The following is an 11,847-nucleotide window of genomic DNA, read 5'->3' on the forward strand; positions in this document are numbered from 1 at the left end:
TGACACCACCACCATGTTCCGAACCGCCCTGCGCAACGTCCTCGCGCACAAAGCCCGTCTGATGATGACCGCGCTCGCGGTCCTCCTCGGCGTCGCCTTCGTCTCCGGCACCCTGGTCTTCAGCGACTCGGTCGGCCAGGCCGTCAAGAACGCCTCCGCCAAGAGCTTCAAGGACGTGGCCGTCTCCGTCCAGGCGGGCTCGCCGGAGAGCGGCCCCGAACCGGAGGACGCCGACGGCCGCCGCATCAGCGCCCTCGACGACAAGCTGGCCGGCCGCATCCGCGCGCTGCCCGGCGTGGCCGCCGTCCACGCCAACATCAGCGGCCGCGCCACCGTCGCCGACAAGGACAACCAGCCCATCGGCACCGACTGGCAGAACCTGGCCGCCAACTACCAGCCGGGCCCGGACGGCAAGGACAGCCGCTACCCGCTGGTCCAGGGCCGCGGCCCGGCCGCGGCCGGCGAGATCGCGCTGGACGAGGGCACCGTCAAGAAGGGCGGCCTGAAGGTCGGCGACAGCGTGCGCTTCGCCACCGACGGGCCGGCCCTCACCAAGAAGCTCGTCGGCATCGTCCACTCCGAGGACCCGAAGGTCACCGCGGGCGGCAGTCTGGCGCTGTTCGACACCGCGACCGCGCAGCAGCTGTTCACCCACCCCGGCACGTACGACGAGCTGGTGGTGTCCGCCGAGCCCGGCGCCGACGAGGCGGCACTGACCGACGCGGTCAAGAAGGTGCTGCCGAAGGACCGCGCCCAGGCGACGAGCGGCACCGCGCTGGCGGCCGAGCAGGCCCGGATGGTCGAGCGGAACAACAGCGCGCTGAGCAAGACGCTGCTGGTCTTCGCGGGCATCGCCCTGTTCGTCGGCATCTTCATCATCGCCAACACCTTCACGATGCTCATCTCCCAGCGCAGCCGCGAGATCGCGCTGATACGGGCGATCGGCGCCTCCCGCCGCCAGGTGGTGCGCTCGGTCCAGGCCGAGGCGGCCCTGCTCGGCCTGGTCTCCTCCGTCGTCGGCTTCGGCCTGGGCACCGGGATCGCGGTCGCCATGCGCGCGGTGCTCAACGCCAACGGCGCCGGCTTCCCCGACGGCCCGCTGGTCATCAGCCCGACCGCGGTGCTCTCCGCGCTCGGCGTCGGCGTGCTGGTGACGGTGCTCGCCGCCTGGCTGCCGTCCCGCAAGGCCGCGAAGATCGCTCCGGTCGAGGCGCTGAGCACGGTGGACGCGGCCCCCGCGCTGCGCGGCCTGGTCGTCCGCAACGCCATCGGCGCGGTCGTCACCGGCGTCGGCGTCGCGATCATGCTGTACGTCTCCACCCTCACCAAGAGCGACGACAGCACCCTGATGACCGCCATGGCCGGCTCGGTGCTGACCCTGACCGGCGTCATCATCCTCTCCCCGCTGCTGTCGCGGCCGCTGGTCGCGCTGGCCGGCCGGGTCACCACCCGGATCTTCGGCGTCAGCGGCAAGCTGGCCAAGGAGAACGCGCTGCGCAATCCGCGCCGTACCGCCGCCACCGCCTCGGCCCTGATGATCGGACTCACGCTGATCACCGGTATGACGGTCGCCGGCATCTCGACGCAGCGGGCGTCGGACGAGATGGCCGCCAAGGGCCTGACCGCCGACTACCAGGTCACCACGTCCAACTTCCGCGGCCTGGACCCGAAGCTGACGCGGCAGGCCGCGGCGCTGCCCGGCGTCGAGGCGGCGGTACCGCTGCGCGACACCGTCTTCGACGTGGCGGCGGACGGCGCGTTCGGCATGCTCACCGGCACCGACCTCGACCGGATCGGCAAGGTCACCGACCTGAAGTTCCGCAGCGGTTCCCTCCAGGCCGTACGGGACAGCGGCGGGATCGCGGTCTCCGCGAGCCGGGCGAAGGAGAAGGGCTGGAAGACGGGCGACATCCTCCAGGCCACCTTCCCCGCCGACGCCCGTGGTGACGTGGAGAAGCGGAAGAGCCAGAAGAAGACCCCGCTGAAGATCGTCGGCATCTACGAGGACAACCAGGCCGTCGGCGAGACGCTGGGCTCCACCCGGCTGGTCGACCCGCACCTGAAGCCCCTCAAGGACGAGAAGGTCCTGATCAAGACCGTGAACGGGCCCGAGGCCGGACTGGCGAAGGACATCCGCAAGGCCCTCGGCGACAGCCCGCTGCTGAAGGTCCAGGACCGCGACGCGCTGCGCAAGGAGAGCGCCGGCCAGATCGACACGGTGCTGAACATGGTCTACGGGCTGCTCGGCATGGCCGTGATCATCGCGGTGGTCGGTGTGGTCAACACCCTGGCGATGTCCGTCTTCGAACGCACCCGGGAGATCGGCATGCTGCGCGCCGTCGGCCTCGCCCGCAGCGGCATCAAGCAGATGGTGCGCCTCGAATCCGTGGTGATCTCCCTGTTCGGCGCGGTGCTCGGCATCGGCGTGGGCGTCTTCCTGGCCTGGGCCGGCGGCAGCATGGCGGCCGGCGCGATCCCGACGTACGAAATGATCATCCCGTGGGACCGCCTCGGCGTCTTCGTGGCCATCGCTCTGGTCGTCGGCATCCTCGCCGCCGCCTGGCCGGCCCGCCGCGCCGCCCGCCTCAACATGCTGGAGTCCATCGGCTCCGAGTGACCGCCCCGAGGCGGCCCCCCACCCGCCCGTCCCGTCCCCTCTCCCCCGGGGACGGGGCGGGCGTCTTCGCATACCGCGGGCCGGTGCCAGGGTTGGCCCGCCCCGAAAGGGCAACTCGCCCTCCATGGCTGCCGAACCGTCCGCCGAGAAGCCCACCACTGTGCTCGCCCACTCCTGGTGGGACGTGCTGCGCCGCACGGGCAAGGAGTTCGTCGACGACGAACTGCACGACCGGGCCGCGGCACTGACGTATTACGGGGTGCTCTCGCTCTTTCCGGCGCTGCTGCTGCTCGTCTCGATGCTCGGGGTGATCGGGCAGTCGGCGACCGACGCGGTCCTGAGCAATCTGGAGGAGGTGACGCCGGGGGCCGCGCGGGACATCGTGAGCGGGGCGGTGCGGCAGTTGCAGAACGGATCCGGTACGGGCAGCGTGCTGGCCGTGCTCGGGCTGCTGGGCGCCCTGTGGTCGGCCTCCGGCTACATCGCGGCCTTCATCCGTGCGGCCAACGCCGTCTACGACCTGCCGGAGGGGCGGCCGGCGTGGAAGACGCTGCCGCTGCGGCTGGGCGTGACGGTCGTGCTGATGGTGCTGCTCGCCGCCAGCGCGGTGATCGTGGTCTTCACCGGCACGCTGGCCCGGCAGGCCGGCCGGGGCCTGGGCATCGGCGACACCGGCCTCGCGGTCTGGGCGGTCGCCAAGTGGCCCGTGCTGGTCCTGCTCGTGGTACTGACGATCACCATCCTGTACCGGGCCACACCCAATGTGCGCGGCCCGGGTCTGCGGTGGCTGACCCCCGGCAGCTTCCTGGCCGTCGTGCTGTGGCTGGCCGCCTCGGCGGGCTTCGCCGTCTACGTGGCCAACTTCGGCTCGTACAACAAGACGTACGGCACCCTGGCGGGCGTCATCGTCTTCCTGGTCTGGCTGTGGCTGTCGAACCTGGCGGTCCTGCTGGGCCTGGAATTCGACGCCGAGCTGGCCCGGCAGCGGGCGATCACCGAGGGGCACCCGCCGCGCGAGGAGCCGTACGTGGAGCCGCGCGACACCCGCGCCTGGCCGCCCCGCCTGCGCAGGCGGCGCGAACGGCGCGCACCCTCCCCGGACCGCTGAGGTGCCGGACCGTGCCCACTGCACCAAGAGGGTGAGCGTCTGCACGACCGCCGCCCAGGGCGGGTACCCCTCGGAAGCCCCACCCACGGCGCGGACCCGAGCGCCTTCGAGTGCCGAAGGAAACGGAGAGCAGTGACAGACACAGCGAGCCAGGGACCGGCACCGGGCGACGACCGCCCGGTGCTCACCAACCGGCAGGGCCACCCGGTCCACGACAACCAGAACCAGCGGACGGTCGGCGCGCGCGGCCCGGCCACCCTGGAGAACTACCAGTTCCTCGAAAAGATCAGCCACTTCGACCGGGAGCGCATCCCCGAGCGGGTGGTGCACGCGCGCGGCGTGACCGCGTACGGCTTCTTCGAGAGCTACGGGAAGTGGGGCGAGGAGCCGATCGGCCGCCACACCCGGGCGAAGCTGTTCCAGGAGGCCGGCAAGCGCACCGAGGTGGCCGTGCGGTTCTCCACCGTGATCGGCGGCCGGGACTCCTCCGAGGCGGCCCGCGACCCGCGCGGCTTCGCGGTGAAGTTCTACACCGAGGACGGCAACTGGGACCTGGTCGGCAACAACCTGGGCGTCTTCTTCATCCGGGACGCGATCAAGTTCCCGGACGTCATCCACGCCCTCAAGCCCGACCCGGTGACGCACGAGCAGAAGCCGGCCCGGATCTTCGACTTCATGTCGCAGACGCCCGAGTCGATGCACATGCTGGTCAACCTGTTCAGCCCGCGCGGCATCCCCGCCGACTACCGGCACCAGCAGGGCTTCGGCGTCAACACCTACAAATGGGTGAACGACGAGGGCCGGACCGTCCTGGTCAAGTACCACTGGATGCCCAAGGCGGGCGTGCGCAGCATGACCGAGGCGGACGCGGCGGCGGTGCAGGCCCGGGAGCTGGGCCACGCGACCAAGGACCTGTACGAGGCGGTCGGCCGCGGCGAGTACCCCGAGTGGGAGCTGCTCGTCCAGATGATGGACGACCACGACCACCCGGAGCTGGACTTCGACCCGCTGGACGACACCAAGACCTGGCCGGAGCAGGACTTCCCGCCGAAGCCGGTCGGCCGGATGGTGCTCGACCGGATGCCGGACAACTACTTCGCCGAGAACGAGCAGATCTCCTTCGGCACCGGCGTCCTCGTCGACGGGCTGGACTTCTCCGACGACAAGATGCTCGTCGGCCGGACCTTCTCCTACAGCGACACCCAGCGCTACCGGGTCGGCCCGAACTACCTCCAGCTGCCGGTCAACCGGGCCAAGCACGCCACCGTCCACACCAACCAGCGCGACGGGCTGATGGCGTACGAGCAGGATCCGCACGGGGGCGACCCGGAGGTCAACTACGAGCCGTCGCTCACCGGCGGGCTGCACGAGGCGCGGGAGCCCTCCCACGACGAGCAGGGTCCGGAGATCCGCGGCCGGCTCACCCGCAAGCGCATCCCGCGCACCAACGACTACCTCCAGGCGGGCCAGCGCTTCCGGCTGCTGGCGGACTGGGAGCGGGACGACCTGGTCAAGAACCTCACCGACGCGATCTCCCAGGCCGACCGGCGGGTCCAGGAGCGGATGGTGTGGCACTTCCTCCTGGTCGACAACGAGCTGGGCCTGCGGGTCGGCGAGGGGCTGGGCATCGGGCCCGGCGACGTGTCCCACCTGGAGCCGCTGGCCGGCCAGACCCTGACGGACGAGGACCGCAAACGGCTGGCGAACCTCGGCGGCAACCCGCCGCGGGACGTCTCCGGGCTCACCATGACCCACTGCGTCCCGAACGAGCGGCACGCCGTCGCGGGCTGAGAGGAGGTCCGGCCGGGCATGGCAGCGCCGAAACGGTACGCGGTCGCCGCGTCGGGGAAGTGGGTGGACGACGAGGACGGCCGCCGCCTCCCCGCGGGCGAGGTGCACGCCTGGGAGCAGGGACTGAACCAGACGGTGTGCGGCCTCTCGCTCAGCCGCTCGCAGCTGGGGCGGTTCCCGCACATCGGGTGGCCGGACGTCCTCCCCGAGTCGGGCGGGGCCGCGGACCGGGTCCGGCGGGTGTGCCCGCGCTGCGCGTCGGTGGCCGGGCGCCGGGGCACCGACGCCCGCCCCCGCTGGCAGCGCACCGACCCCCGGCCGTGACGGCCCGGCGCCGCCGTGCGCGGTACGGCACGGCGGCGCCGGGGGCGGCGGGGTACGGGCTCAGCCCGGCCAGGTGCCGGTCGCCTTGCGGACGGCCGCCGCGCCGCTGCGGTCCACGGCCGCCTTCACCACCGCGAGCGTGGCGCCCTGGAGCGCGGCGGCCGGCAGCACCTCCCGCCAGCTGCGTTCCTCGTCGGTGGCCTTCGGCGCGTCCTCCTCGCGGCCGACCAGCTTCCACAGGCGCTTGAACAGGAAGCCGGCCAGTACCCCGCCGAGGGCGCCGAAGATCATGCCCAGGGGCTTGTAGAGCAGTTTGATCATCAGCGGTGTCCTTTGCTCCGGCAGGCCCGGCGGGCCTTGGCGCCCGCGGTGGCCAGCGGGCGGGCGGTCTTCTTCGCGCGCGGCCCGGTACGCGGTGTCGTACGGCGCGGGTGCGGGCGCACCCGGGCGCGGCCACGGCGCCGCAGCACCAGCGCGCCGGCCAGCAGCGCGCCGCCCGCGACGGCGGCCGTCCGGACGGCCGTGGAGCCCGTCAGCCGGTGCGTGGCCGCCGTGGCACCGTCCTTGATCCGGGCCGCCTTCTCCTGTGCGCGGCTCTTCACATCGGCCTTGTCGGCCAGCTCGGCCACGGTGTCGCCGAGTTCCTGCCGGGTCCGCTCGATGCGGGCACGCAGCTCGGCCGGGCTCGCGCCGGAGCCGTCGCCGCCGCGGGGGTCACTGGTCATCGCCGGGCCCTCTCTTTGATCGTCTCGATGTCCTGGCGGACGCTGTGCACGGCCTCCTCGGGCACCGGCGGGGTGGCCCGCCGGATCCGCTGCCGGCCCAGCAGTCCGAGGACCGCCGCCAGCACCAGCAGCGCGCCCACGACCACGAGGCCCGCGGCCCACAGCGGCAGCACCAGCCCGAGCGCGATGATCGCGGTGGCCACCAGCGCCTGTGCGGCCAGGAACGCCACCGTCCCGGCACCGCCGAGCAGCCCGCCGCCCACGCCGAAGCGCTTGCCCTTGCGCGCCAGCTCCGACTGCGCCAGGCGCATCTCGTCGCGTACCAGGCTGGACAGCTGCTCCGACGCCTGGGTGACCAGTTCGTTGACCGGCCTGCCGTCCGGCCGGGCCGTCCGGTGATCCACGAAGTCGCTCATCCCGGTCACGCCTCCTTCCTTGTGCGCGCCGGGTACCTCCTCACGGGCCGGCTAACCGGAACGTTGGCCCGTACGGGTGCCGGAACCCCGCGGACGGCCGGGGAACCGGCCGTCCGGCAACGCGAACGGCGCGCGCCCCGGGCAGGGACGCGCGCCGTCGAAGGTCCTCGGCAGCCGGATCAGAAGACCGACTCGGCCTCCTGCATGCGGTCCAGCGGCACCCGCTTCAGCTCGGTGACCGCGTCGGCCAGCGGGCTCATCACGATGTCCGTGCCGCGCAGGGCGGTCATCTGGCCGAAGTCGCCGCGGTGCGCGGCCTCGACGGCGTGCCAGCCGAAGCGGGTGGCGAGCACGCGGTCGTACGCGGTGGGGGTGCCGCCGCGCTGGACGTGGCCGAGGATGACCGGGCGGGCCTCCTTGCCGAGGCGGTGCTCCAGCTCGCGGGCGAGGGCGGTGCCGATGCCCTGGAAGCGCTCGTGGCCGTACTGGTCGATCTCGCCGTGGCCGTAGTCCATCGTGCCCTCGGCGGGGTGGGCGCCCTCGGCGACGCAGACGACGGCGAACTTCTTGCCCCGGTCGAAGCGCTCCTCGACCATCTTCACCAGGTCGTTCACGTCGAAGGGGCGCTCCGGCAGGCAGATGCCGTGGGCGCCGCCGGCCATGCCGGACTCCAGCGCGATCCAGCCCGCGTGCCGGCCCATGACCTCGACGACCATGACCCGCTGGTGCGACTCGGCGGTCGTCTTCAGGCGGTCGATGGCCTCGGTGGCGACGCCGACGGCGGTGTCGAAGCCGAAGGTGCGGTCGGTGGCGGAGATGTCGTTGTCGATGGTCTTGGGCACGCCGACGATCGGCAGGCCGGCGTCGGCGAGCATCTTGGACGCGGTGAGCGTGCCCTCGCCGCCGATGGGGATGAGCACGTCTATGCCGTACTCACGGGCCAGGTCCTTGCCGTTCTCGCACGCCTCGCGCAGCCGGGCGCGCTCCAGGCGGGCGGAGCCGAGGATGGTGCCGCCGCGGGCCAGGATGCCGCTGACCGCGTCCAGGTCCAGCTTGCGAAAGCGCCCGTCGAGCAGACCCTTGAAGCCGTCCTCGAAACCGATGACCTCGTCGTCGTGGCCCGTCAGCGCCCGGTGCACCACTGAACGGATCACAGCGTTGAGGCCGGGGCAGTCGCCGCCTGCGGTGAGGACTCCGATACGCATGGTGCTGTGTCTCCTGTGTGCTCGCTGCTGGTTCGTGTGAGCCGGTCCGATTCTTTCACGGGCCGGGAGGCGGTGCCCGCACGGCACCGGACGCCGCTGCCGTCACCCGCTGACACATGCGTAAAACTGGAAGAGCGGCTTAACCACAGCCGCAGGTATTGTCAAGGGGGGCAAGCTCACCATAACGGTTAATTTGACCTTGCCAAGCGACGGATGGATCGGAGAGCACGCGTGACGCGCAGCGTGTACGTGACCGGGATCGACCGCGGCGACGGCCGCCAGGTCGTCGAGCTGGGAGTGATGGAACTCCTGACCCGCCATGTCGACCGGGTGGGCGTCTTCCGCCCGCTGGTCCACGACGGACCCGACCGCCTGTTCGAACTGCTGCGGGCGCGCTACCGCCTCTCCCAGCCCGCCGGGACCGTGTACGGCATGGGTTACGAGGAGGCCGCCCGCCTCCAGGCCGAGCAGGGCACCGACGAGCTGGTCTCCCGGCTCGTCGAGCGCTTCCACCAGGTGGCCCGGGAGCACGAGTACGTCCTCGTGCTCGGCTCCGACTACGCGGCCACCAGCCTGCCGGCCGAGCTGAACCTCAACGCCCGGCTGGCGAACGAGTTCGGCGCCGCCGTGCTGCCGGTCGTCGGCGGCCAGGGCCAGGAGGCCGAGTCGGTGCGCGCCGAGGCCCGCAACGCCTACCTCGCCTACCACTCGCTGGGCTGCGACGTCGTCGCGCTGATCGTGAACCGGGTGGCGCCGGAGCAGCGCACGGCCGTCGCGGAGCAGCTGTCCGCACACCTGCCGGTGCCCTGCTACGCCCTCCCGGAGGACGGCGCGCTGTCCGCGCCCACCGTCGGCCAGATCGTGCACGCGCTCGGCGCCGAGGTGCTGCTCGGCGACGACTCGGGGCTGGCCCGCGACGCCCGGGACTTCGTCTTCGGCGGCGCCATGCTGCCCACCTTCCTCAAGGCGCTGACCCCCGGCTGCCTGGTCGTGACCCCCGGCGACCGCGCCGACCTGGTCATCGGCTCGCTCGCCGCGCACAGCGCCGGCGCCCCGCCGATCGCGGGCGTGCTGCTGACCCTGGACGAGCGGCCGGGCGCCGACATCATGGCGCTGGCCAACCGGCTCGCCCCCGGCACTCCGGTGATCTCGGTGGCCGGCGGCTCCTTCCCGACCGCGGCCGAGCTGTTCGCCATCGAGGGCAAGCTGAACGCCGCCGCGCCGCGCAAGGCGGAGACCGCGCTCGGCCTGTTCGAGCGGCATGTGGACACCGCGGAGCTGACGAACCGTATCTCCGTCGCCCGTTCCGGCCGCGTCACGCCGATGATGTTCGAGCACGAGCTGATCGAGCGCTCCCGCTCGGGCCGCCGCCGGGTCGTGCTGCCCGAGGGCACCGAGGAGCGGGTGCTGCGCGCCGCCGACGTCCTGCTGCGCCGCGACGTGTGCGACCTGACGCTGCTGGGCGAGGAGAAGGCGATCCGCAAGCGCGCCGCCGACCTCGCCATCGACCTGGCCGACGCGCAGATCACCGACCCGCAGACCTCGCCGCTGCGCGAGCGCTTCGCCGAGCTGTACGCCAAGCTGCGCGCCCACAAGGGCGTCACCTACGAGCTGGCGTACGACGTGGTCGCCGACGTGTCGTACTTCGGCACCCTGATGGTGCAGGAGGGCCTGGCCGACGGCATGGTCTCCGGCGCGGTGCACTCCACCGCGGCCACCATCCGCCCCGCCTTCGAGATCATCAAGACCAAGCCGGGCGCGCAGATCGTCTCGTCCGTGTTCTTCATGTGCCTGGCCGACCGCGTCCTGGTCTACGGCGACTGCGCCGTCAACCCGGACCCGAACGCCGAGCAGCTGGCGGACATCGCCATCCAGTCGGCGACCACCGCCGCGCAGTTCGGCGTCGAGCCGCGGATCGCGATGCTGTCGTACTCCACCGGCACCTCCGGCTCCGGCGCGGACGTCGACAAGGTGCGCAAGGCCACCGAGATCGTCCGCGAGCTGCGCCCGGACCTGCTGGTCGAGGGCCCGATCCAGTACGACGCGGCCGTGGACGCCGCGGTGGCCAGGACCAAGCTGCCGGACTCCGAGGTCGCCGGCCGGGCCACCGTCCTGGTCTTCCCCGACCTGAACACCGGCAACAACACCTACAAGGCCGTGCAGCGCTCGGCGGGCGCGGTCGCCGTCGGCCCGGTCCTCCAGGGCCTGCGCAAGCCGGTCAACGACCTCTCGCGCGGCGCGCTGGTCCAGGACATCGTCAACACCGTGGCCATCACGGCCATCCAGGCGCAGGGCGCGGCACCGGGCGGCTCGCCCGCCGCCGGCGTCTGACGCCCCCGCCCGTCCCCCCACCACCAACCGAAAGCTGCTTCATGACTGCCAACGCCACCCGCGTCCTCGTCCTCAACTCCGGCTCCTCGTCGGTGAAGTACCAGCTGCTCGACATGCGCGACGGGTCCCGTCTCGCCGTGGGCCTGGTCGAGCGGATCGGTGAGGAGACCTCGCGCCTGGCACACACGCCGCTGGCCACCGGCGGTGACAAGAGGGAGCGCGAGACCCGGATCGCCGACCACGACGAGGCCCTGAAGGCGGTCGCCGACGAGCTGGCCGCGGACGGGCTCGGCCTGGACTCGCCGGAGCTGGCGGCGATCGGGCACCGGGTGGTGCACGGCGGGCTGAAGTTCACCGAGCCGACGGTGATCGACGACGCGGTGCTCCAGGAGATCGAGCGGCTGGTGCCGGTGGCACCGCTGCACAACCCGGCGAACATCACCGGTATCAGGACGGCCCAGGCGCTGCGGCCGGACCTGCCGCAGGTCGCGGTCTTCGACACCGCCTTCCACACCACAATGCCGGAGCACGCGGCGCGCTACGCCATCGACGTGGAGACGGCCGACGCGCACCGCATCCGCCGCTACGGCTTCCACGGCACCTCGCACGCGTACGTCTCGCGCAAGACCGCCGAGCTGCTCGGCAAGGCGCCCGAGGACGTCAACGTCATCGTGCTGCACCTGGGCAACGGCGCCTCCGCCTCGGCGGTCGCGGGCGGCCGCTGCGTGGACACCTCCATGGGCCTGACCCCGCTGGAGGGCCTGGTCATGGGCACCCGCTCGGGTGACATCGACCCGGCGGTGGTCTTCCACCTCAAGCGGGTGGCGGGCATGGACGCGGACGAGATCGACGTGCTGCTCAACAAGAAGAGCGGCCTGATCGGGCTGTGCGGCGACAACGACATGCGGGAGATCCGGCGCCGGATCGACGAGGGCGACGAGCGGGCGGCGCTCGCCTTCGACATCTACATCCACCGGCTGAAGAAGTACATCGGCGCCTACAGCGCGGTGCTGGGCCGGGTGGACGCGGTGGCGTTCACCGCGGGCGTCGGCGAGAACGCCGCCCCGGTGCGCGAGGCCGCGGTCAAGGGGCTGGAGGAGCTGGGGCTGGCGGTGGACGCCGACCTGAACTCCGTACGGTCGGACGAGGCGCGGCTGATATCGCCGGAGTACGCGCGGGTCGCGGTCGCCGTCGTCCCCACCGACGAGGAGCTGGAGATCGCCAACCAGACGTACGCCCTGGTCAGCAACTGACCCGCGGCACCACCGGCCGGGCGCCGACGGCAGCCGTACGGCGCCCGGCCGGTCCCTCGCTTCCGGGCACCCCAGCC

10 protein-coding genes are annotated in these 11,847 nt (G+C 72.3%); 6 read left to right on the top strand and 4 right to left on the bottom strand.

Annotation, left to right across the window (positions count from 1 at the left end; genetic code table 11):
- The first annotated feature begins 13 nt into the window (after window positions 1-13).
- The 4 genes from CP973_RS32465 to CP973_RS32480 all read left to right on the top strand — a co-directional run bounded on the left by CP973_RS32465 (window position 14) and on the right by CP973_RS32480 (window position 5,840).
- Window positions 14-2,617, top strand: coding sequence for an ABC transporter permease (locus tag CP973_RS32465; protein ID WP_150247390.1), 2,604 nt, complete (start codon window positions 14-16; stop codon window positions 2,615-2,617).
- Window positions 2,618-2,741: 124 nt separating this feature from the next.
- Window positions 2,742-3,725 carry a YihY/virulence factor BrkB family protein gene (locus tag CP973_RS32470; protein WP_150247391.1) on the top strand — a complete coding sequence of 328 codons (984 nt, stop codon included), beginning with the start codon at window positions 2,742-2,744 and terminating at the stop codon, window positions 3,723-3,725.
- A 132-nt stretch (window positions 3,726-3,857) separates the two neighbouring features.
- A complete protein-coding gene (locus CP973_RS32475; protein ID WP_150247392.1) occupies window positions 3,858-5,516 on the top strand; it encodes a catalase in 1,659 nt (552 codons plus the stop codon).
- 18 nt (window positions 5,517-5,534) lie between these two features.
- Window positions 5,535-5,840 carry a hypothetical protein gene (locus CP973_RS32480; protein WP_150247393.1) on the top strand — a complete coding sequence of 102 codons (306 nt, stop codon included), beginning with the start codon at window positions 5,535-5,537 and terminating at the stop codon, window positions 5,838-5,840.
- Window positions 5,841-5,900: 60 nt separating this feature from the next.
- Here CP973_RS32480 and CP973_RS32485 read toward each other — a convergent pair whose 3' ends face one another.
- The 4 genes from CP973_RS32485 to CP973_RS32500 form a co-directional block, all read right to left on the bottom strand.
- Window positions 5,901-6,161 carry a DUF4235 domain-containing protein gene (locus CP973_RS32485; protein WP_150247394.1) on the bottom strand — a complete coding sequence of 87 codons (261 nt, stop codon included), beginning with the start codon at window positions 6,159-6,161 and terminating at the stop codon, window positions 5,901-5,903.
- Entirely contained in the window at window positions 6,161-6,565 is a 405-nt protein-coding gene (locus CP973_RS32490) for a DUF3618 domain-containing protein (protein WP_150247395.1), read from the bottom strand. Before CP973_RS32490 ends, CP973_RS32485 begins: the two co-directional genes overlap by 1 nt.
- Window positions 6,562-6,981 carry a phage holin family protein gene (locus tag CP973_RS32495; RefSeq protein ID WP_003982581.1) on the bottom strand — a complete coding sequence of 140 codons (420 nt, stop codon included), beginning with the start codon at window positions 6,979-6,981 and terminating at the stop codon, window positions 6,562-6,564. Before CP973_RS32495 ends, CP973_RS32490 begins: the two co-directional genes overlap by 4 nt.
- A gap of 179 nt (window positions 6,982-7,160) precedes the next feature.
- Window positions 7,161-8,186 (bottom strand): ATP-dependent 6-phosphofructokinase, encoded by a 1,026-nt coding sequence (locus tag CP973_RS32500; RefSeq protein WP_150247396.1) that lies wholly within the window; start codon window positions 8,184-8,186, stop codon window positions 7,161-7,163.
- Between the two features lie 231 nt (window positions 8,187-8,417).
- On the opposite strand from CP973_RS32500, the gene pta reads away from it, so the two are divergent.
- On the top strand, window positions 8,418-10,517 hold the full coding sequence (pta, locus tag CP973_RS32505) for a phosphate acetyltransferase (RefSeq protein ID WP_150247397.1): 2,100 nt from the start codon (window positions 8,418-8,420) through the stop codon (window positions 10,515-10,517).
- 41 nt (window positions 10,518-10,558) lie between these two features.
- Window positions 10,559-11,770, top strand: coding sequence for an acetate kinase (locus tag CP973_RS32510; RefSeq protein ID WP_150247398.1), 1,212 nt, complete (start codon window positions 10,559-10,561; stop codon window positions 11,768-11,770).
- Window positions 11,771-11,847 lie beyond the last annotated feature (77 nt).

The organism is Streptomyces albofaciens JCM 4342, from assembly GCF_008634025.1.
In the GTDB taxonomy this organism is placed as follows: Bacteria; Actinomycetota; Actinomycetes; order Streptomycetales; family Streptomycetaceae; genus Streptomyces; species Streptomyces albofaciens.

Excerpts from the sequence above, each read along its gene's own strand:
- CP973_RS32465 (WP_150247390.1), top strand. The coding sequence starts at position 14 with ATGTTCCGAACCGCCCTGCGCAACGTCCTCGCGCACAAAGCCCGTCTG.
- CP973_RS32490 (WP_150247395.1), bottom strand. The coding sequence starts at position 6,565 with ATGACCAGTGACCCCCGCGGCGGCGACGGCTCCGGCGCGAGCCCGGCC.
- CP973_RS32470 (WP_150247391.1), top strand. The coding sequence starts at position 2,742 with ATGGCTGCCGAACCGTCCGCCGAGAAGCCCACCACTGTGCTCGCCCAC.
- CP973_RS32510 (WP_150247398.1), top strand. The coding sequence starts at position 10,559 with ATGACTGCCAACGCCACCCGCGTCCTCGTCCTCAACTCCGGCTCCTCG.
- CP973_RS32500 (WP_150247396.1), bottom strand. The coding sequence starts at position 8,186 with ATGCGTATCGGAGTCCTCACCGCAGGCGGCGACTGCCCCGGCCTCAAC.
- CP973_RS32495 (WP_003982581.1), bottom strand. The coding sequence starts at position 6,981 with ATGAGCGACTTCGTGGATCACCGGACGGCCCGGCCGGACGGCAGGCCG.
- CP973_RS32480 (WP_150247393.1), top strand. The coding sequence starts at position 5,535 with ATGGCAGCGCCGAAACGGTACGCGGTCGCCGCGTCGGGGAAGTGGGTG.
- CP973_RS32485 (WP_150247394.1), bottom strand. The coding sequence starts at position 6,161 with ATGATCAAACTGCTCTACAAGCCCCTGGGCATGATCTTCGGCGCCCTC.